Below are 20080 nucleotides of genomic sequence, written 5' to 3' on the forward strand. Positions count from 1 at the left end.
CTTGTAAGACAATTCGGGATGGGGCTAGACCGGCGGCAGAGAGCAAAAGCAGGAGAGGATCGATGAAGCTGATCGTCACGATGATGACGGGGCTTGCCACCAGTGCGTTGCTGGTCGCTGTGCCCGCCGAGGCGCGGGGCCGGTGGACGGAGGCGCAGGCGAACGCCTGGTACGCGAAACAGCCCTGGCTGGTCGGTGCCAATTTCGCACCCGCCAATGCGATCAACCAGTTCGAGATGTGGCAGGCCGAAACCTGGGACCCCAAGCGGATCGATTACGAACTGGGGCTGGCACAGGGCATCGGCATGAACACGATGCGCGTGTTCCTGCACGATCAGCTATGGACCAAGGACCCGGAGGGATTCCGCCAGCGCATCGACGCGTTCCTGACCATCGCGCAGCGGCACAATATCAAGCCGCTGTTCGTGCTGTTCGACAGTTGCTGGGATCCGAACCCGGTGGCGGGGCCGCAGCATCCGCCGATACCGGGCGTGCACAATTCCGGTTGGGTCCAGTCGCCTGGCATGGCGGGCCTGCGCGACCGTGCCGGCTGGCCGCGCTACAAGGCCTATGTGCAAGGGGTGATCGGCGCCTTTGCCAACGATCCTCGCGTGCTGGGCTGGGACCTGTGGAACGAGCCCGACAACGGCGCCGACCAGTATAAGGGGCAGGAGGGCAAGGAGCCGCTGGTCCGCGCGCTATTGGCGCAGGTGTTCGACTGGGCGCGCGCGGCCGAGCCGTCGCAGCCGCTGACGTCGGGCGTGTGGATCGGCGACGACTGGACGCCGGGCGGGCGCGGCTCGCCGATGGAAAAGCTGCAACTGGGGCAGTCCGACGTCATCTCGTTCCACGATTACAGCTGGCCGGAAACGTTCGAGCGGCGGGTGCGGCAATTGCTGCCCTATAATCGGCCGCTGCTGTGCACCGAATATATGGCGCGGGGGAACGGATCGACCTTCGACAACAGCCTGCCGATCGGCAAGCGCTACAATGTCGCGATGATGAACTGGGGCTTTGTCGACGGCAAGACGCAGACGCGCCTGCCCTGGGACAGTTGGAAGAAGCCCTATACGCAGGACGAGCCGACCATCTGGTTCCACGAGGTGTTCCGCGGCGATGGCACGCCGTACCGGGCGGCGGAGACGGACCTGATCCGGCGGCTGAGCGCGGCGCCCAAGGGCGTGGTGCCGGCGGCTGCTGGCGCAGATGCACCGCCGCCGCGGCGCGCGCGCCGGTGATCGGGGCGAGGGGGGCTCGATCCGGATGACCCCGGGTTGACCACCCCTCGTTCCTATCGCGGCGATGTATCGAACGACACGTCGCCGCCTCGCCCGGCGGGGCTGCCTGACGCGGCGGGGGAAGCGGGACCGGCATCGGCCGGCCTTCGCGCCTGCTGAGACAAAAGGAATGTGCGCAGGCGCGTACAGGGTGCTGATCGGTGAACCGCGCAGACTGGCACGTTCATCGTCCGGGCCGTGAAGGCGATGTCCCACCGCATCCTGAGACGCACGCCTCCCAACTCCCGCCCATCGCGAGGACGTGGATGGTCGTTCCGGACAGCGTGTGGCCGTCGGCTCCGTGCACCCGCATGTCGATCGGCGTTGCGCGCGGTGGTGATCGGTGCCTCTGAAATTCCCAACGGACCAGATCGGGCTCACCATCGAAGAAAAGCGCATGGCCAAATCATCGCCCTTCCATCCGGGCTGACCCCCTTGTCACTGATGTCGGAGGCAATTTTTATCCAAAGGGCACCCCCAAGAATTTCTACGGATCATCCCCCGCTTTGATGGATTATGGCACCGGTCAGGGACCGTCCCACCAAACAAGAAAAACAAGGGGTTGATAGTGCTGCTTTTCTGCACATCGCTGCTCGCCACCAGTTCCGCGCTCGCCCTTGCCGCACAGGCGGCGCCGCCTGCGCAGGAAGCGCAGGCCGCACCCGTCGCCGATGCCGCGACGCCGGAAGAGGAGGGCGACGTCATCGTCGTCACCGGTACGCGTGCCGAGGGGCGCACCCGGCTGGACAGCGCCTCGCCCGTCGATGTGCTGAGCGGCGCCAGCCTGCAGCGACAGGGCACGACCGAGCTGGCCACCGCGCTGTCGGCGGTCGCCCCGTCGATCGATTTCCCGCGGCCTGCCGCCAATGACGGCACCGACGCGATCCGCCCGGCGACGCTGCGCGGCCTGTCGCCGGACCAGACCCTGGTGCTGATCAACGGCATCCGCGGCCATACCTCGGCCCTGCTCAACACCAACGGCACCGTGGGTCGGGGATCGGCGGCGGTCGACCTCAACACCATTCCGACCGTGGCACTCGACCGGATCGAGGTGCTGCGCGACGGCGCCTCCGCGCAATATGGCTCGGACGCGATCGCCGGCGTCGTCAACCTGCGTCTGCGCGAAGCCCGGTCGGGCGGCGGTGCACAGGTCAATTACGGCTTCTACAACACCGACGTGGACACCGCGAACGGCCGACGCTCGGTGACGGGCGAGAACGCGGTCACCGCCTCGCTGTGGCAGGGGATCGGGTTCGGCGAAGACGGTTTCCTGACCGTCTCCGGCGAATATCTGAAGCGCAGCCCGACCAACCGTGCGGACTTCGACCGGCGCGTGACGCCCAACCGCATCACCGGTCGTTACGGCGACCCGGAAGTCGAGCAGTATACCGGCTTCGTCAACGCGGGCACCTCGCTGACCGACGACTGGAGCCTGTACGCGTTCGGCGGTTATCAGGACCGCGATACGCGCAGCGCGGCCTTCCCGCGGCTGGCCAGTGCGACGACCGCTCTGGCGGGGTATCCCAACGGCTTCCTGCCGATCATCAATACCAAGGTGCAGGACCTGAACTCGGCCGCGGGTCTGCGCGGCAATCTCGGCGGGTTCGATGTCGACCTGTCGTTCAGCTATGGCCGGAACAAGATCGGCTTCCGCACGCTCAACTCGGCCAACTACGCCTATGGCAGCGCGACGCCGCGCGATTTCAGCGACGGGGCGCTGATCTACGACCAGTATATCGTCGGGCTGGATGCGACGCGCCGCTTCGACGTGTTCCAGTCGCTCAACGTCGCCTTCGGTCTGGAAGGCCGCCGCGAGGGATACAAGATCCAGGCGGGCGAGCAGGCCTCCTATGGCTATCCGCCCGCGGGGACGGTGACGGGGGCCGCGGCCAATGCGGCGCCCGGTGCGCAAGGGTTCGGCGGCTTCTCGCCGCTCAACGAAACCGAGCGCAGCCGCCGCAACGTCAGCGCCTATGTCGATATCGAGGCACAGGTGACCGACAAGTTCCTTGCCGGGCTTGCGGGCCGCGTCGAGGACTATTCCGACTTCGGCAGCACGGTGAACGGCAAGCTGTCGCTGCGCTACGACGTGGCCGACTGGTTTGCGCTGCGCGGCACCGCCTCCACCGGCTTCCGTGCGCCGTCGCTACAGCAGCAATATTTCACCCAGATCGCGCAGGTGGTGCAGAACGGCGTGCCGATCCAGACCGGCACCTATCCGTCGGTCAGCGCGGTCGGCACCGCACTCGGCGGCCTGCCGCTGGAGCCGGAAAAGTCGACCAACCTGTCGGTCGGCACGGTGATCCGCTCGGGCGGGTTCGACCTGACGGTGGACGCCTATCGCATCCATATCCGCAACCAGATCGGCCTGTCGGAAAACATCCAGGCGTCGTTCAGCCCGGCGGTCGCCGGCCTGCTGCAACCCTTCGGCGTGTCGGCGGCGCGCTTCTTCATCAACGGGCTGGCGACCACGACCAAGGGCATCGACGTGGTCGCGCATTATCGCTGGCGGACCGCGGCGGCGGGCGCGTTCGACTTCACGCTGGCGGGCAACATCAACGATGTGAAGGTGACGCGCGTGCCGACCAGCACCGCGACGCTGAACCCCGCGCCGACGCTGTTCGCGCGCAGTCGCATCCTGACGCTGGAGGACGGCACCCCGCAGCAGAAGGTGACGGGCACCGTCGACTGGTCGCTGAACCGGCTGGGGGCGCTCGCCCGCGTCACCTATTACGGCAACGTCAATCAGGCGGGCACCACCCCGGCGGCGGACGTGTTCACCGGCAACCGCGCGATCACCGACCTGGAACTGCGCTATGCCGCGACCAAGGGCGCGCAGATCGGCCTGGGCGTCAGCAACCTGTTCGACGTCTATCCGCGTGAAACGCCGCTCGCCAACAATCCCAGCGGCGTGCTCGGCTTCCCCTATTATTCGCCCTTCGGCTTCAACGGGCGGTATCTTTACGCACGGCTGGGCCTGAACTGGTAATCGCCGAAACGACGAAGTGCGCGACACCGGCCAAGTGTCGCGCGCTTCGCGTGTTTCCTGCTGCCGGGACGACTTATCCGGTAACCGGCAGGCGCGCGGTGCCGTCGTCGTCGCGCTTCAGCGGGCTGTAGGCGACGACCGCATTCAGCGGCAGATCGGCATAAAGATGCGGGAACAGCTGTCCGCCGCGGCTTTCCTCCCATCGTACCGCGTCGCCCATCGCCTCCAGATCGACGGCCGCGACGTGCAGGTCGCTCTGCCCGGCGAAATGCTTGTCCACCGTCTCCGTCAGTTGCGCGGCGGTGGACAGGTGGATGTAGCCGTCCTGCCGATCGACGGGTGCGCCGGTGAACACCCCGTCGGTCTCCAGCGCCGCCATCTGCTCGGCGGTCAGCACCTTGTATGCAGTGGTCGGGTGCGTCATTCGCCATCCTCCGGGCCCTGGCTCAGGTCGTCGCCGACCGTTGCATCGTCCTGTGCATCGATCACCGGGGTCTCATCGGCCAGATTGGCCTCCGCCTCGTCCTCGGTTTCCTCGATCCGCGCCGCCGACACGACATGCTCGTCCGCCGCCACGTTGAACAGGCGCAGGCCCGCCGAGCCGCGACCGATGACCCGCAGGGATGCCAGCGACATGCGGATCAGCTTGGCCTGGTCGGTCACCAGCATCAACTGGTGCCCCTTGGTCGCCGGGAAGCTGGCGACGACATCGCCGTTGCGGGCGATGTTGTCGATGTTGGTGATCCCCTGGCCGCCGCGGCCGGTGCGGCGATATTCATAGGCCGAGCTGAGCTTGCCATAGCCGTTGGTGCACACCGTCAGGATGAACTGCTCGGCGGCGCGCAGTTCCTCGTACCGCTCGGGCGGCAGCTCCGGCTCGCCTTCCTTCTCCCCCTTCCAGGGGGCGAAGCGCAGATACGCCTCGCGCTCCTCGGAGGTGGTGCCGACCCGGTGGAGGACGGACAGCGAGATCACCTCGTCCTCGCCCTTCAGCGCGATGCCGCGCACGCCCGTCGCGGTACGGCTCTGGAACTCGCGCACATCGTCGGCGGCGAAGCGGATCGCCTTGCCGCAGCGGGTGGCGAGCAGCACGTCGTCGCCCGCCCCCAGCAGCGCGACGCCGATCAGCCGGTCCTCGCTCTCCTCCTCGAACCGCATCGCGATCTTGCCGTTCGAGGGCACGTTGGTGAACGCGTCCATCGAGTTGCGCCGCACCGCGCCCCGGGCGGTGGCGAACATGACGTGCAGCGCACCCCATTCCGCCTCGTCCTCGGGCAGCGGCAGCACCGTCGAGATCGTCTCGCCCGGCGCCAGCGGCAGGAGGTTGACCATTGGCCGCCCGCGCGTCGCGGGGCCGCCCTCGGGCAGGCGCCAGACCTTGTAGCGATAGACCTTGCCGTGGGTGGAGAAGAACAGCACCGGCGTATGCGTCGAGGTCACGAACAACTGCGTGACGACATCCTCGTCCTTGGTCGCCATGCCCGAGCGGCCCTTGCCGCCGCGGTTCTGCGCGCGGAAGCTGTCGAGCGAGGTGCGCTTGATATAGCCCTGCATGGTCACGGTCACGACCATGTCCTCGCGCTCGATCAGATCCTCGTCATCGATGCCGTCGGCGGCCGCGGCGATCTCGGAGCGGCGCGGCGTCGCGAACTGGTCGCGCACCGCCACCAGCTCGCCGCGCATCACCTCGTACAGCTTGGCCCGGTTCGCCAGGATTTCCAGCAGCTCGGCGATCGAGGCGGCCAGCGCCTGCAGTTCCTCGCCGATCTCGTCGCGGCCCAGCGCAGTCAGGCGGTGGAGGCGCAGGTCGAGGATCGCACGCACCTGCGTGTCCGACAGGCGGTAGCTGTCGCCCGTCACCTCGACGTCGACCGCCTCGACCAGCCGGATATAGGGCGCGATCTCGGCGATCGGCCATTCGCGCGCCAGCAGCGCCTCGCGCGCGGCGGCGGGCGAGGACGATCCGCGGATGATCCGCACCATCTCGTCCAGATTGGTCACCGCGATGACCAGACCCAGCAAGATATGCGCCCGCTCGCGCGCCTTGTTCAGCTCGTATTTGGAGCGGCGGGTGATCACCTGCTCGCGGAACTGCACGAAAGCCTGGATGATGTCGCGCAGGTTGAGCAGCTCGGGGCGGCCGCCGCGGATCGCCAGCATGTTGGCGGCAAAGCTCGATTGCGCAGGCGTGTGCCGCCAGAGCTGGTTCAGCACCACCTCCGGCGTCGCGTCGCGCTTCAGGTCGATGACGATGCGCACGCCTTCGCGGTTCGACTCGTCGCGAATGTCGCTGATGCCCTCGATCCGCTTTTCCTTGGCGGCCTCGGCGATCTTCTCGACCAGCGCGTTCTTGCCCTGCTGGTAGGGGATCTCGGTCAGCACGATCGAGCGGCGGTCGCCGCGCCCTTCCTCGATCTCGTAGCGCGAGCGCACGATGACCGAGCCGCGCCCGGTATTGTAGGCCGACCGCGCGCCGGCCCGCCCCAGGATCACCGCGCCCGTCGGGAAGTCGGGGCCGGGGACGATGTCGATCAGTTCCTCGATCGTGATCGCGCCATTGTCGATATAGGCGAGGCAGGCGTTCACCACCTCGCCCAGATTGTGCGGCGGGATGTTGGTCGCCATGCCGACCGCAATGCCGCCCGCGCCGTTGACCAGCAGGTTGGGGAACTGCGCCGGCAACACCTGCGGCTCGCGCTCCGACCCGTCATAGTTGGGCTGGAAGTCGACCGTGTCCTTGTCCAGATCGTCCAGCAGCGTGTTGGCGACCTTGGCGAGGCGCGCCTCGGTGTAGCGCATCGCGGCGGGCGGATCGGGGTCCATCGATCCGAAATTGCCCTGGCCGTCGATCAACGGCACCCGCATCGACCAGTCCTGCGCCATGCGCGCCAGGGCGTCATAGATCGCGCTGTCGCCGTGCGGGTGGTATTTACCCATCACGTCGCCGACGATGCGGGCGGACTTGCGGTAGGGGCGCCCGGCGACGAAGCCGCTTTCCGCGGCCGAATAGAGGATGCGACGATGCACCGGCTTCAGGCCGTCGCGCACGTCGGGCAGCGCACGCGCCACGATGACGCTCATCGCATAGTCGAGATAGCTCGACTTCATTTCGTCGACGATCGAGATCGTCGAAATGTCGGAGGGTTCCGCGAGCATCGTCTCGTCGGCCAAAGCAGCTACTTTCAGGCTTGTGTCAGTTGGGAAACGACATCCCTAGCCGCTCCGAAGGCGCCTGACCACCCCCGCGCACGCGCGCCTGCGCGAGGGGGCGGGGCAGGGGCCAAGTCGTTGCAAACACTGTCGCAAGGCCCCCGCCACCGTCAGGGTGAAACCTCTTTTCCCTCCCAGTCGAACAGCTTGCCGCTGTCGATCACCCGCAACCCGTCGATCACGTCCAGCAACTGCACCGCCGCGCGCCCGGCGTCGAACAGCCGCCCGGCCTGGACATTGGCCTGAAAGGGCCTGGACAATGCGGTATCGACCGTGCCGGGGTGCAGCGCGACCACGATGGAGCGGTCGTTGCGTCGCTTCTCCTCGACAGAGGCGGTCCGCACCAACTGGTTCAGCGCCGCCTTGGAGGCGCGGTATCCATACCATCCGCCGAGCCGGTTGTCGGAGATCGAGCCGACGCGGGCGGAGAGGGCGGCAAACACGGTGCGCCCGGCCCGCGGCATCAGCGGCAGGAAATGCTTGGCGACCAGCGCGGGGCCGATCGCGTTGACCGCGAATTGCCGGTGCAGCCAGGCGGGATCGAGGTGCGCGATGCTCTTCTCGGGACCCCGATCGCTCGCGTGCAGCAGGCCGGTCGCGACGATCACCAGATCGGGCGCGCTGGAGAGCGAAGCCGCCGCTGCCGCGATGCTGGCCTCGTCCTCCAGGTCGATATGATCCGCGCCGGCAAAGGACCGCGCAAAGCCGCGGGTTGCGATATCCTCGTCGCGAAGCGCCTCGACCAGCGCCGCACCGATCCCGCCGGATGCGCCGATTACCACGGCCTGTTTCGCGCTCATCGCCGGAAGGTCCACTGGTCGGCGCTGCTCGCGGCCGCGTCATAGGCATAGCCATCGGCATCGAAGCCGCGCATCGCGTCCGTGTCGGTCACCCGGTGCTCGACCAGCCAGCGTGCCATCAGCCCGCGCGCCTTCTTGGCGTGGAAGCTGACGAAACGGTCGCCTTCGCGGAAATCCACCGCGATCACGCGGATGTCGGCGGGCAGGCGGCCCTTGACCGCATGCCAATATTCCTGGCTCGCCAGATTCAGCACCGTTCCCGATCCTTCCGCCGCCACATCCTCTTCCAGCAGGGTCGCGATCCGGTCCCCCCACCATTCGGTCAGCTTCGTGCCCCCCGGTGCCCAGCGCGTTCCCATTTCCAGCCGGTAGGGGCGCATCGCATCCAATGGGCGCAGCAGGCCGTACAGGCCCGACAGCATCCGCAGATGATCCTGTGCGAACGCCACCTGCGCCTCGTCCAGCGTATAGGCATCGAGCCCCGAATAGACGTCGCCGGCAAAGGCGAACATCGCCGGCCGCTCGGGCGCATCGGCAAAGTCGCGAAAGCGCTCCGCGTTCAGCGTCGCCAGCGCCGGGGAGATCCGCATCAGGCTGCCCAGCGCCTCGGCCCCCAGCTTTGCGGCAGCAGCGGCCAGTGTCTGTGCGTCCCCGGCAAGGCGCGGATGGGTGCGGGTATCGACGGGCAGCGGGGTGTCGTAATCGAGCGTCTTGGCGGGCGAAATAACGGCAATCATGGTGAAAGCGGCGCTACAGGCGGGAGCTTCGCTATTCAATCCGCGTTCAGCGTTCGATCGGCAAAAGGGGGTGGTTCGCTTGAATGGGTGGGCGGCTGCCTCTAGAAGCGCCCTAACCCTTTTCCACGCGCAAGATGCTCAACAGGAGAGATTCCGCATGAAGATGTTCTCGAAGCTGGCACTGATGGCGGTGCTTGCCACGGGCGTCAGCACGATTGCCGTCACGGCACCGGTGGCCGCTGCTCAGAAGAACAAGAAGGAAGAAGCCGGCGGCCTGAAGCTGAGCCCGGATGCCCTGAAGGCCGCGCAGACCGCGCAGCCGCTGCTCCAGGCCAAGGACTATGCCGCGGCAGAGCCGGCGGTCGCCGCCGTCGAGGCCGCGGCCAAGACCGAGGACGACAAGTATATCGCCGCCGCGCTCCGCTACGATCTGGAATCGGGCAAGCTGTACGGCGCGCAGGCCGCCAATCCTAACGCGCCGCTCGACGAAACGGTGCTGGCCAAGCCGCTCGACACGCTGATCGCCAACGCCTCGACCCCGCCGGCCGACAAGGCGCGCTATGCGTTCCGTCGCGGTGCGCTCGCCTATAACGGCAAGCAGTATCCGGTCGCCTTGCAGATGTTCCAGCAGGCCAAGCAGCTCGGCTACAACGATCCGCAAATGCCGCTCCTGATGGTCAAGGCCAAGATGGAAACCGGCGATGTGGCGGGTGCCAATGCCGATCTGGATGCCGCGATCCAGCAGATCAACGCGTCGGGCCAGAAGGCGCCGGAGGATTATTACCGCTACGCCATCGCGCGTTCGAACCAGCGCAAGATGGTACCGGAAACGCTTGGCTGGATGCGCAAGTGGATCGCTGCCTATCCGACCTCGAAGAACTGGCGTGACGCGCTGGTGATCTATGGTCTCCAGCCCGGCTCGCTCGCCACGCTGGACAAGAACCAGAAGATCGACCTGTTCCGCCTGATGCGCACCTCCAAGTCGCTCGCCGACCAGAACGACTATCTGGAATATGCCCAGAACGTGTCGGAAAAGGGCCTGCCGGCAGAGGCGGAGGCCGTGCTGCGCGAAGGCACCGCCTCGGGCAAGATCCCGGCCGGCAACAGCGCAGCGAAGGCGATGCTGGCGGACTCCGCGGCCAAGGCCAAGGCGGAAGGATCGCTGGCCCCGACCGAGAAGAAGGCCCTGGCCGCGGCCGACGGCAAGCTCGCCGCAGTCACCGGTGAGGCCTATTACGGGCAGGGCAACTACGCCAAGGCGGTCGAGCTGTACCGCGCCGCGCTGCAAAAGGGGGGCGTGAACGCCGACGAGGTCAACACCCGCCTCGGCATCGCGCTGGCAGCACAGGGCAACAAGGCCGAAGCCAAGGCCGCCTTCGCCAACGTCAAGGGGGCGCCCCGCGCCGACCTGGCCGGCTTCTGGACGACCTGGCTGGACTCGCAGGCCGCCTGATCAGGCAGCCGGCAACGAAGAAGGGGCGGTCCTCGCGGGCCGCCCCTTTTTGCTTCTGGAGTGTGGTGAGGCGATGCCTCACACATCTAGGGTCGAATTCGATCAGATGTAGTTGCGCTCACCCTTCGCCGCCTTCAGCGTCTTTTCCCTCTCCCGATGCTGGAGGGAGCGGCGCAGCCGCGGAAGGGTGAGGGTGACCGAAGGCGATCGAAATCCACTCTGATCCGTTCGTGCTGAGCGAAGTCGAAGCACATCCCCCGCGGCTCACCCAGGCGTCGATCAATCGCGTGACAAGCGCCCTTAAGTCCGTTCGTCTCGAGTAGCTGTCGAGTAGCAGCAAAGCTGCGTACCGAGATGAACAGGTGAACATGCTCCCAGCATGTTCAGGATCGTCCGGGGGGCGATCCGACCTGTTCATCGTATCGAGAGACAGGCCCCCGCGCCTCAATCCACCGTGACCGGAATCCCCGAAACCTGCTTGGCGGTACGGATCGTCAGCGACGTCTTGACGCTCGCCACATTGGGGGCCGGCGTCAGGTGCGTCGTCAGGATTTCCTGGAAGCTCTTCAGGTCCGACGCGACGATCTTCAGAATGAAGTCGATTTCACCGTTCAGCATGTGACATTCGCGAACCTCGGGGATGCCCGCGACGTGATTCTCGAACGCGGCCAGATCATGCTCGGCCTGGCTGCGCAGCGACACCATCGCGAAGACGGTAATCGGGAAGCCCAGTCGTGCCGCATCCAGATCGGCATGATAGCCGCGGATCGCCCCGGCTTCCTCCAGCGCGCGAACCCGGCGCAGGCAGGGCGGGGCGGTCAGTCCGACGCGTTCGGCCAGGTCGACATTGGTCATCCGCCCGTCATCTTGCAGCAAAGCCAGGATTTGCCGGTCGATGCGATCAAAGGCCATTACGCGAAACTCCACATATACTCGTCATTCCCAATCCATAGGAACGTCGATACATAAGAAAATTGCGGACAAACGCAATTGTCCCACATTGCGACGTGCTTATTTTGAGCCTTTGCACCCGGCACCGGACGTGCGTAAGGACGGAAGTATCGGTGCTGCGCTCGGCAGTCCGGCCAAGGGGTTAGCACGTGCGGTTCGACGACAGCCTGAAGACGGTTCTTTCCGCCGAAACGGCGACCGGATTCGGCGCGCAGTCGTCATGGCGCCAGTTGGTCGACCTGATCGGCCGTGGCCGCGTTCCCGCCGACGATGCCGCGATTGAGCGTCTGCGCGCGCTGCGCCCGCATGTGCCCGATGCGGTGCGGGCCGCCAGCGCACGCGCCCTGGCCCTGACGACGCCCCCGATTGCCCTGGTCGCCTTCTTCGCACAGGACCTGCCCGCCATCACCGGCCCCGTGTTGCGCACCGTAACGCTGGATGACGGGGACTGGCTTGCCCTGCTGCCCCGGCTGACGCCGGCAGGCCGCTCGGTCCTGCGCCACCGCCGCGACCTGTCGCAGGCGGTGCGCCGCGGGCTGGAAAGCTTCGGGCCGACCGACTTCGTCCTGCCCTATCAGCCGGTGGAGGCGCCCGTGGCCGCCGCGGCCACGGCTCCTGCTCCGGCGGCTGTATCCGCTCCGTTCCCGGATCCCGCCACCCCCCGTTCGGACAGTTCGTTCGTGGCGCTCGGCGATGTTGCCCGCGATCTGCCGCTTATCGCCCGCGCCCGGCTCCACGCCGATACGCAGGCGCCGCTCGGTGCCGATCCGTTGCCCGAGCCGGCGGGGCCGCCGCAACGCTTCGAGATTGCCGATCTTGTCGCCCGCATCGACGCGTTCAACCGTCAGCGCGAAGCGGAGCCGCGCGTGTCGCCGCCGCCGCTTTCCGAAGAACCCGAGCAGGATCGTTTCCGGTTCGAAACCGATGCGCAGGGCGTCATCCGCTGGGTCGACGGCGTCGCCCGCGCGGCCCTGGTCGGTGCCAGCTTCGCGCTCGCCAGTGCGCAGGGCCATGTGCAGTTCGACGGCGTCGCCACGGGTGCGTTCCGGCGGCGTTCCGCCTTTCGCGACGCGCGGTTACAGGTTGGCGGCCGCTCCGACGCCGCCGGCTCCTGGCGCGTCTCGGGCGTCCCCTCCTTCGACCCCCTCACCGGACGCTTCCTCGGCCTCCAGGGCACCGCCCGCCGCCCCCGCCCCGACGAATGCACCGCGCCCACATCCCCGGCCACTGCCTCAGACTCCCTGCGCCAACTCGTCCACGAACTCCGCACCCCCACCAACGCCGTCGCCGGCTTCGCCGAGTTGATCGAAAGCGAATTGCTGGGTCCGGTGTCGGCCGTCTACCGCGCGCGTGCAGCCGAGATCCGGCAACTGGCCGGCGATCTGCTGGCGGCGGTCGAGGATCTGGACACGGCCGCACGGATCGAGGGGCATGCGCTGGACCTGCGGCCTAGCGTCGTTCCGGTGTATCCTTTGCTGAACCGGATCATGGCTGATCTGGCGCCTTTGGCGGGGTTGCGGCATTGTGAGGTGGTGCTGGACGGGGCGGATGCTCGACTGGCGGTCGCGGCGGATGATCGGGCGGTGGAGCGGTTGGTGGCGCGTCTGATGGCGGCGCTGGTGTCCGCGTGCGTGATCGGGGAGCGGATCGGGATCGTGGCGGCGGATGCGGGCGACGGGGCGGTAGCGATCACGATCGACCGGCCGATCGCGCTGCCGGTCGACGGTGATGCGTCGCTGCTGTCGCTCGATGCGGCACCGGAGGAGAGCGAGGGCGAGGGCGGGCCGTTGCTGGGTACCGGTTTCGCGCTGCGTCTGGCGCAGAAGCTGGCGGCGGAGATGGGGGGCGGGCTGATGATCGGGACGCACCGGTTGACGCTGCGTCTGCCGGTCGCGGCGGCAGGGCGCCCGATGGAGCAGGCGTCGACGCTGTAGGCGGCGCAGGTGCGCGGCCCCTTTCGCATGCCGGCCGTAGAGCGGGGCGAACGGGTGCGCTGGCCAGCCGATTTCGGCCGGCGGTTCATGGTCTTCGTCGATGTCGAGGAGGAGTTCGACTGGGCGGCGCCGTTCACCCGGTCAGACCATACGACGACCGCCATCCGCGCCCTTCCGGCGGCACATCGCCGATTTGCCGACGCCGGCGTGGCCCTGACTATGATGGTCGATGCGCCGATGGCGGCCGATCCCCGAGCCATCGCGATTCTGCGCGACGTGGCGGGTGACGGCCGCTCAAAGATCGGCGCGCAGCTTCATGGATGGGTGACGCCGCCGTTCGAGGAAGTGGTCGGTGTGCGGAACAGCTATGCCGGCAATCTGCCGCCCGCGCTGGAAGCGGCGAAGATCGATCATCTGACCCACGCGCTGACCGAGGCGTTTGGCCAGCCGCCCATTGCCTTTCGCTCCGGTCGATATGGCCTGGGGCCATCCACCCTGGGGATGCTGGCGGCGCGGGGATACCGGATCGACAGTTCGGTGCGCGCCTATCATGATTACAGTGACCACCATGGGCCGGACTTCGCTGCGATCGGCCCTGCCGCCTTTGTTCGCGACGGCATGCTGGAACTGCCGCTGAGCACCGCATTCATCGGCGCGGCGCGCAGTCAGGGGCCGTGGATTTATCCGAAGCTCGCACGTTTGCCGCTCGTTCGGGGAGGCATGGCGCGGAGCGGCATGATGTCGCGTGTTGCACTGACCCCGGAGGGGATGCCGGTGGCTGCGGTTATTGCAGCAATCGACGCCCTGCTTGCCGGGGGCGAGCAGTTGCTGGTCTTCTCATTCCATTCGCCGTCGCTGGCCCCCGGACACACACCCTATGTGCGTGATGCGCGCGACCTGTCGGCGTTTTGGGAATGGTGGGAGATGATCTTGGATCATCTGGCAAGAAGGCGTGCCGTGCCGACTAGTCTGGACGACGTTCTAGCGTCGCTGGATCGACGCCCGGCGGGGGCGGATCGGACAGTGACGGGGTAGGGCAAACCGGGCCGGAAGTCATTCCGGCCCGGCGTATTGGTCTTAGTTGCTGTCCGAATCGTCGTCGCTGCGGACGATATCGATCACCGGAATGGCAACGATGCCAGCCAGCAGAACCGCGGCGAGGATGCCGCCGCCGCCGAGCTTGTTGCTCTTGGCCGAAGGAGTGCCTGCACGTGCCTTGCCGACCGACAGCTTGGCAGCGGGGTTGGCCGGAGCAGCGGCTGCGACAACCGGGGTTGCGATCATCGACAGAGCCATGGCCGAACCGATAAGCTTCTTCATACTGGAACTCCCTTTTTTGCGCAGTGCGCGCCCGCCCGGTAAACTGACGAGCGCGCGCAGTGTTCCTGCAAATCATCAAAAAAACAACGCAGGATGCGGAATCGGCGTCAAATCCTATTCTTCATGATCATCACCTGACAATGATTGTCCGTGACCGACGCCAAGTGCGAGTGACACCAGACTGCCGCCGACGATGTTGCCGATCGTGCTGACAATGAGGTTCGATCCGATCGAAACAGCACCGCCGTTCGTTCCGGCCATCAGGCCGATAGGGATCAGCGACATGTTGGCAACCGAATGCTCGAACCCAGCGGCCACGAAGATCGTCACGGGCCCGATGATCGCCAGTATCTTTGCCGGAATGCTGCCAGCGGACATCGCCATCCAGACCGCCAGACAGACGAGGATATTGGCCAGCACACCCGAGGCGAAGATCGTGGCTGGCGCCTTATCGAGCTTGTCCTGAGCCACCCGGGCCGCCGCCTCGCCGACATGGCCCTCCAATCCCTCCAGCCCGCCTGCTGCGGTGAACAGCGCCGCCAGCGCGACACTGCCGACCAGATTGCCTGCCCAGGCGACGATCCAGGCGGCGAACAATCGCCGGCCGGTCAGCCGATGCATGGCGGCGGGCAGGGTGAACATGGTGTTGCCGGTGAACAACTCCGCACCGGTCAGCATCACCAGGATCAGACCGACGGAAAAGGCGGCGCCGGACAGAAGCTGGGCCGGGCTGGTCATCGGATACGCATTGGCCTGCACGATCAGAAAGGCGATCGAGCCGAAGCCGATGAACATTCCCGCCAGCATCGCCAGCACCATCATCCGAGCCCAGGGTAATTCCGCCTTGTCGGCAAGGGCATCGGGCGCGGCTTGCGCGATCTTCGCGCCGGTCGGATCGTTCATGCGCTCGCCTTTCGCGTATCCACCCATAGATGCTTGACCATCACCCAAGCCGCGACCGTCAATGGACCACCGAGGAGGATGCCGACCACGCCGAACAGGCCGCCGGCGATGAACAAGGCAAACAGCGTTACCGCCGGCGGGATCGACACCGCGTATCGCATGACCAGCGGCGCCATCGCGTTGCCCTCGATCTGTTGCCAGACGACGAAGAAGCCGACCGTCCAGGCAAAGCTCTCGACCCCGAGGGTCAGGGCAAGCAGACAGGCCGGAATGGCGCCTAGAAAGGGACCGACCAGCGGGATGAATTCCAGCAGCCCGGCGACGATCGCCAGTGCCAGGGCGGACGGCACCCCGATAACGCTGAGGCCGATCAGGACGGCCGTGAAGGTCGCCGCCATCGACACCAGTTGACCCAGCAACCAGTTGCGCAGCGCCCTGGCGGTAGCGTCGGATGCCTCACCCACGGGGCCTTGCGCGCTGTGCGGAAGCATCGCCAACATGCCGCGCCGGTAATTGTCCGGGTCGGCCGCCAGATAGATGCCGCCAAGAATGGCGAGGATCAGGCCGGAGACCGCGCTGGATGCCACGGCCAACGCGGATTGCACCATCGAGGCGAGGGTGGACCCGTCTGGCATGGCGGTGTTCATCACCGACCTGACCCGGTCCTCGCCGATCCACTGCGCGAACCGCTGCCACGCAGCCGGCAGGCTGTCACCCAGCTTGCCGAGCTGGCTGCCGATCTCCCGACCGAACAGCATGGTGCCCCCGGCAAGCACCGCGACGATCACCAGCCCTGCCAGGATCAGGGCAATACTGCGCGGCAAACGGACGATGCGGCAGATGCCGGCTGCCGCGGCGTGAAGGATGACCGCGACCAGAATGGCCGCGAAGACCAGCAGCACGATGTCGTGGAGCCACCACAGGAGCAACGCCAACGCCGCAAGGGCGATCGCCACAACGGTCCGTAACGCAAAATCGGCAACCATCTGCTTGCGATCGGATGGTGGGGACGGCCGGTCGGGAATGTTCATCAACCCTTCTCACCTTCCCGTCGCGTGACGTGCATACGTCTGCCGGTGTCGCGCAGGCCCCCTGCATGGGCCGGGATGGCGTTGATTGCAGTGTCTGGAGTTCATACAACCGAATGGTGATCGGAAAGGTCCGCAACGGTTCCCCCGCGCGCTTCGTACGCTTGGTTGCCTGCAGGGTTGAGGCGGTTCGGGCGGCATCCTGACACCGGGGAAGCCTAGCACCCTCCGTGGACGTGAAAACGACGTGGCTGTCATCCTTTAGGGGGATCGCCGCCGCTTGACAGTTCTGACGGCCGCTAATTAAAGCAAATCGCGATAATAATGGTCGAACCGATCACGTTCCAAAGGGAGGATGACTTGATGTCCAGTAAGTTGGCACCGCTTCGCTTCGTCATGCTGGCTGCGGCCTCGCCGATCGCGATGACGGCATTGCTGGGATCGGCATCCGCACAGACCGCCGGTGGTACGATCGAGGCGACGACCACGTCGCAGGACCCGGTCGCCGCGCCAACCCAATCCGACGACAGTGCACCGGACATCGTCGTCACCGGCATTCGTGCGTCGCAGGCACGCTCGATCGAGGTGAAGCGTAACGCCGACAGCGTGGTCGAGGCGATCAGCGCGCAGGATATCGGCAAGCTGCCCGACGTCACCATCTCGGACTCGTTGCAGCGCATCCCCGGCGTGCAGATCCGCCGTGAAGCGGGTGAGGGCGGCGCGATCAACATCCGCGGCCTGCCGCAGGTGACGACGCTGTTCAACGGCGAGGAATTCCTCGGCGCCAACTCGGTCACCACGGTTCAGCCGAACTTCAACGACATTCCCTCGCAGCTCTTCTCGGGCGCGACCGTGTTCAAGACGCCGACGGCGTCGCTGCAACAGGCGGGGTTGTCGGGCACGGTCGACCTGCTGACCCGGCGGCCGTTCGACATGAAGCCGGGGCTGACGGTCGCGGCAGCGGCCGAGGCGCAGTATGGCGACCGGACCGAGAAGTTCAATCCATCGGTCAATGGCCTGATCTCGTACAATTCGGGTCGCTTCGGCCTGCTCGCCTCGGCCGCCTATAGCGACCTGACGCTGGCGAACTCGTTCCGCGGCATCCAGGATTTCGGCGTGATGCTGCGCAACGAAGGCGGCAGCGCCACCAATCCGGGCGACTTCGCAGTCGGCCGCAACGGTGTCAGCCGCGGTACGCCGGTGCGCAATGCGGCGGGCGCGATCACCGGTTACGACGTGAACGGCGACGGCGATGCCAACGACTCCTTCATCACGCCGCAGAACCACAACGCGTGGAACCGGATCACCAGCCGCAAGCGCTTCGGCGCCAACGCGTCGCTGCAGTTCGAGGTCAACGACGCACTGCGCCTGACCGCCGATGGCTTCTATACCAAGCAGACGCAATATGACCGGCTGTCCGGCCTGGCGTTCAACGCGATCGACTGGATGTCGTCGCCCTATCTGCCGACGCGGTCGCGCGACACGGGTGCGGTCGATCGCAACGGCTACAACATCAACACCGTGCAGACCTATCTGTACGATCTCGCCAATGTCGAAGCCTATTCGGAGAACCGCAAGACGGTGGGCGAGTCGCAGAACTACAATCTGCAACTCGACTGGAAGCCGAGCGACTCCTTCTCCGCCACCGTTCGCGGCATCTATGGCAAGGCGACGCAGCGCATCGACAATGGCTATGCCACCTTCGTCCTCGGCAACGGGTCGCAATGGGGCTATAACGGCATCGGCAACTATCCGACCGGCGACGTTGCGTTCAACCCCGGCGGCTATCAGGCCTACAGCCAGCAGGCGACGATCGACTATAGCAGCGGCCAGCCGGTCTTCACCTATCCGGCCTCGTTCCTGTCGCAGGTCGAGGACCCGTCGCGCTATGGCTTCAAGACCATGTCGTCGGAAAACAACTTCCGGCGCCAGGGCGACATCTGGGCGTTGCGTGCCGATGCGCAGTGGAGCCCGACCGACCAGATCAAGGTGAAGTTCGGCGGCCGCTACAGCGAGCGCAGCGTGTCGCAGTATAATTTCGAGCGCGTCGCGCCGCTTTATGCCGGCAACACCGACAATCCGGCGAACCCGGCCGGCGGTTGCCTGGTCAAGTGGCTGGCGATCGACGTGAACCTGGCCGATGGCGCATGCCGCGTCGCCGATTCCGCCGGCCTGCCCTACACCGCGGGCTTCGCCGCGCAGGCCAACGACCCGCGTTTCGCCGAAATCCTGAAGCGCGTCAGCCTGCCCGCCTCCGGCGCGCCGCAGGTCTACACGATCGATCCCAAGGCGCTGGACAATCCCGCGGCGTTCATCGGCAACTTCTATCCGGGCCTGCGCGAGAATGTGAACCCGGCCAACTCGTTCGACATCGATCTGCGCCAGGCCTCGGGCTATGCCGAGGTGAGCGGCGAGGGCGAGTTGCTGGGCCTGCCCTACCGCGCTAATGGCGGCCTGCGCATCGTCAACACGCGCTTCACCGTGCGCCAGAACATCGTCGGCCTGCCGCAGCCCTACGGCGTGTCGGGGCAGGACGCCGGCGACATCCTGACGCGGCGTGAGTTCACCGACTTCCTGCCGGCGTTCAACATCGCGTTCGATCTGACCGAGAAGCTGCGCCTGCGCGGTTCCTATGCCAAGACGATGACGCTGCTGAACTTCGACCAGTGGGGCGGCGCGCTGAACGTCAACTATGCGATCAACACCTCGATCACGCCGTCGCGGTTCGAGGCGCAGTCGGCCTCGCTCGGCGGCAATCCGCAGCTCAACCCGTGGCGTGCGGACAATGTCGAGGCGAGCCTGGAATATTATACCGGCCGCTCCAGCCTGGTCGCGATCGGCGCGTTCCACATCGCGGTGGACAGCTTCATCGCCCACGCCACCGTGTTCCGCAACGACATTCCCGACAATGACGGCGTGATCCGCCGCGAGGTGCCGGTCAGCACGTCGGTGCAGGGCGATGGCGGTACGCTGAAGGGCATCGAGGTCTCGGCGCGGCAGTCGCTGGCCGATTACGGCGTGAACGGCCTGTTCGGCGGCTTCGGCGTGGATGCCAACTATACCCTGTCGCTGGGCGAGACGGGCCGGGTCGATCTGGCGGGCAACAAGCAGCCCTTCCAGGACAATTCCAAGCATCAGGTGAACGCCGCGCTCTGGTACGAGCAAGATGGCTTCCAGGCGCGCGTCGCCTATAACTATCGCTCGAAGCGTCTCGTTTCTTCCGATTACGGCGGCATCTCGGGGCTGGCCCAGTATCAGCAGCCGACCAACTATCTCGATGCCTCGGTCAGCTACGACATCCTGCCGTATCTGACGATCTATGGCCAGGCGTCGAACCTGACCGGCGAGACGGAGCGCTATTACCTGACGTGGAAGGACCAGGTGTTCAACGAGAACATCTACGAGCGTCGCTTCATCGCGGGCGTGCGCGCACGCTTCTGAAACGCCCCTTGGCCGGCTGCGCCGTTCGTCTATGACG

At 66.3% G+C, this 20080-nt stretch carries 14 protein-coding genes; 6 read left to right on the top strand and 8 right to left on the bottom strand.

All coding sequences use genetic code 11. From position 1 onward, the window contains the following. Window positions 1-62 precede the first annotated feature (62 nt). Window positions 63-1238: a 1,4-beta-xylanase gene (locus tag NPJ82_RS08140; protein ID WP_342656959.1), complete on the top strand. Its 1176-nt coding sequence runs from the start codon at window positions 63-65 to the stop codon at window positions 1236-1238. 610 nt (window positions 1239-1848) lie between these two features. After that, window positions 1849-4266 carry a TonB-dependent receptor gene (locus tag NPJ82_RS08145; RefSeq protein ID WP_342658986.1) on the top strand — a complete coding sequence of 806 codons (2418 nt, stop codon included), beginning with the start codon at window positions 1849-1851 and terminating at the stop codon, window positions 4264-4266. A 73-nt stretch (window positions 4267-4339) separates the two neighbouring features. Here NPJ82_RS08145 and NPJ82_RS08150 read toward each other — a convergent pair whose 3' ends face one another. The 4 genes from NPJ82_RS08150 to yaaA all read right to left on the bottom strand — a co-directional run bounded on the left by NPJ82_RS08150 (window position 4340) and on the right by yaaA (window position 9013). Next, complete coding sequence (locus NPJ82_RS08150; protein ID WP_342656960.1) at window positions 4340-4690, bottom strand: DUF952 domain-containing protein; 351 nt, start codon at window positions 4688-4690, stop codon at window positions 4340-4342. Then, window positions 4687-7437 carry a DNA gyrase subunit A gene (gene gyrA, locus NPJ82_RS08155; RefSeq protein ID WP_112383959.1) on the bottom strand — a complete coding sequence of 917 codons (2751 nt, stop codon included), beginning with the start codon at window positions 7435-7437 and terminating at the stop codon, window positions 4687-4689. Before gyrA ends, NPJ82_RS08150 begins: the two co-directional genes overlap by 4 nt. A gap of 149 nt (window positions 7438-7586) precedes the next feature. Beyond that, window positions 7587-8276, bottom strand: coding sequence for an SDR family NAD(P)-dependent oxidoreductase (locus tag NPJ82_RS08160; protein WP_342656961.1), 690 nt, complete (start codon window positions 8274-8276; stop codon window positions 7587-7589). Continuing rightward, the gene (yaaA, locus tag NPJ82_RS08165; protein ID WP_342656962.1) at window positions 8273-9013 is read right to left on the bottom strand and encodes a peroxide stress protein YaaA; all 741 of its coding nucleotides are present in this window, start codon (window positions 9011-9013) and stop codon (window positions 8273-8275) included. Before yaaA ends, NPJ82_RS08160 begins: the two co-directional genes overlap by 4 nt. Before the next feature lie 157 nt (window positions 9014-9170). On the opposite strand from yaaA, the gene NPJ82_RS08170 reads away from it, so the two are divergent. Further along, window positions 9171-10466, top strand: coding sequence for a hypothetical protein (locus NPJ82_RS08170; RefSeq protein ID WP_112383956.1), 1296 nt, complete (start codon window positions 9171-9173; stop codon window positions 10464-10466). 444 nt (window positions 10467-10910) lie between these two features. On the opposite strand, the gene NPJ82_RS08175 is transcribed toward NPJ82_RS08170, so the two are convergent. Beyond that, window positions 10911-11378: an Lrp/AsnC family transcriptional regulator gene (locus NPJ82_RS08175; protein ID WP_112383955.1), complete on the bottom strand. Its 468-nt coding sequence runs from the start codon at window positions 11376-11378 to the stop codon at window positions 10911-10913. Window positions 11379-11566: 188 nt separating this feature from the next. On the opposite strand from NPJ82_RS08175, the gene NPJ82_RS08180 reads away from it, so the two are divergent. Both NPJ82_RS08180 and NPJ82_RS08185 read left to right on the top strand, forming a co-directional pair. Next, entirely contained in the window at window positions 11567-13351 is a 1785-nt protein-coding gene (locus tag NPJ82_RS08180; RefSeq protein WP_342656963.1) for a hypothetical protein, read from the top strand. Between the two features lie 9 nt (window positions 13352-13360). Beyond that, window positions 13361-14386, top strand: a complete 1026-nt coding sequence (locus NPJ82_RS08185) for a polysaccharide deacetylase family protein (RefSeq protein ID WP_342656964.1) — start codon at window positions 13361-13363, stop codon at window positions 14384-14386. A gap of 42 nt (window positions 14387-14428) precedes the next feature. On the opposite strand, the gene NPJ82_RS08190 is transcribed toward NPJ82_RS08185, so the two are convergent. From NPJ82_RS08190 to NPJ82_RS08200, 3 genes are all read right to left on the bottom strand, one after another. Further along, window positions 14429-14671 carry a hypothetical protein gene (locus NPJ82_RS08190; protein WP_112383952.1) on the bottom strand — a complete coding sequence of 81 codons (243 nt, stop codon included), beginning with the start codon at window positions 14669-14671 and terminating at the stop codon, window positions 14429-14431. Window positions 14672-14785: 114 nt separating this feature from the next. Then, the gene (locus tag NPJ82_RS08195; protein WP_342656965.1) at window positions 14786-15574 is read right to left on the bottom strand and encodes a formate/nitrite transporter family protein; all 789 of its coding nucleotides are present in this window, start codon (window positions 15572-15574) and stop codon (window positions 14786-14788) included. Beyond that, window positions 15571-16605 (bottom strand): AI-2E family transporter, encoded by a 1035-nt coding sequence (locus tag NPJ82_RS08200; RefSeq protein ID WP_342656966.1) that lies wholly within the window; start codon window positions 16603-16605, stop codon window positions 15571-15573. The genes NPJ82_RS08195 and NPJ82_RS08200 overlap by 4 nt, the downstream gene beginning before the upstream one ends. Window positions 16606-16965: 360 nt before the next feature. On the opposite strand from NPJ82_RS08200, the gene NPJ82_RS08205 reads away from it, so the two are divergent. Next, on the top strand, window positions 16966-20043 hold the full coding sequence (locus NPJ82_RS08205) for a TonB-dependent receptor (protein WP_342656967.1): 3078 nt from the start codon (window positions 16966-16968) through the stop codon (window positions 20041-20043). Window positions 20044-20080 lie beyond the last annotated feature (37 nt).

Origin of the sequence: Sphingomonas sp. NY01, assembly GCF_038809135.1 — a bacterium.
Taxonomy (GTDB): domain Bacteria; phylum Pseudomonadota; class Alphaproteobacteria; order Sphingomonadales; family Sphingomonadaceae; genus Sphingomonas; species Sphingomonas carotinifaciens.

What these genes read in the sequence shown, in the direction of transcription:
- NPJ82_RS08140 (WP_342656959.1), top strand. Translation starts at nt 63, where the DNA reads ATGAAGCTGATCGTCACGATGATGACGGGGCTTGCCACCAGTGCGTTG.
- NPJ82_RS08150 (WP_342656960.1), bottom strand. Translation starts at nt 4,690, where the DNA reads ATGACGCACCCGACCACTGCATACAAGGTGCTGACCGCCGAGCAGATG.
- NPJ82_RS08160 (WP_342656961.1), bottom strand. Translation starts at nt 8,276, where the DNA reads ATGAGCGCGAAACAGGCCGTGGTAATCGGCGCATCCGGCGGGATCGGT.
- yaaA (WP_342656962.1), bottom strand. Translation starts at nt 9,013, where the DNA reads ATGATTGCCGTTATTTCGCCCGCCAAGACGCTCGATTACGACACCCCG.
- NPJ82_RS08170 (WP_112383956.1), top strand. Translation starts at nt 9,171, where the DNA reads ATGAAGATGTTCTCGAAGCTGGCACTGATGGCGGTGCTTGCCACGGGC.
- NPJ82_RS08175 (WP_112383955.1), bottom strand. Translation starts at nt 11,378, where the DNA reads ATGGCCTTTGATCGCATCGACCGGCAAATCCTGGCTTTGCTGCAAGAT.
- NPJ82_RS08190 (WP_112383952.1), bottom strand. Translation starts at nt 14,671, where the DNA reads ATGAAGAAGCTTATCGGTTCGGCCATGGCTCTGTCGATGATCGCAACC.
- NPJ82_RS08195 (WP_342656965.1), bottom strand. Translation starts at nt 15,574, where the DNA reads ATGAACGATCCGACCGGCGCGAAGATCGCGCAAGCCGCGCCCGATGCC.
- NPJ82_RS08200 (WP_342656966.1), bottom strand. Translation starts at nt 16,605, where the DNA reads ATGAACATTCCCGACCGGCCGTCCCCACCATCCGATCGCAAGCAGATG.
- NPJ82_RS08205 (WP_342656967.1), top strand. Translation starts at nt 16,966, where the DNA reads ATGTCCAGTAAGTTGGCACCGCTTCGCTTCGTCATGCTGGCTGCGGCC.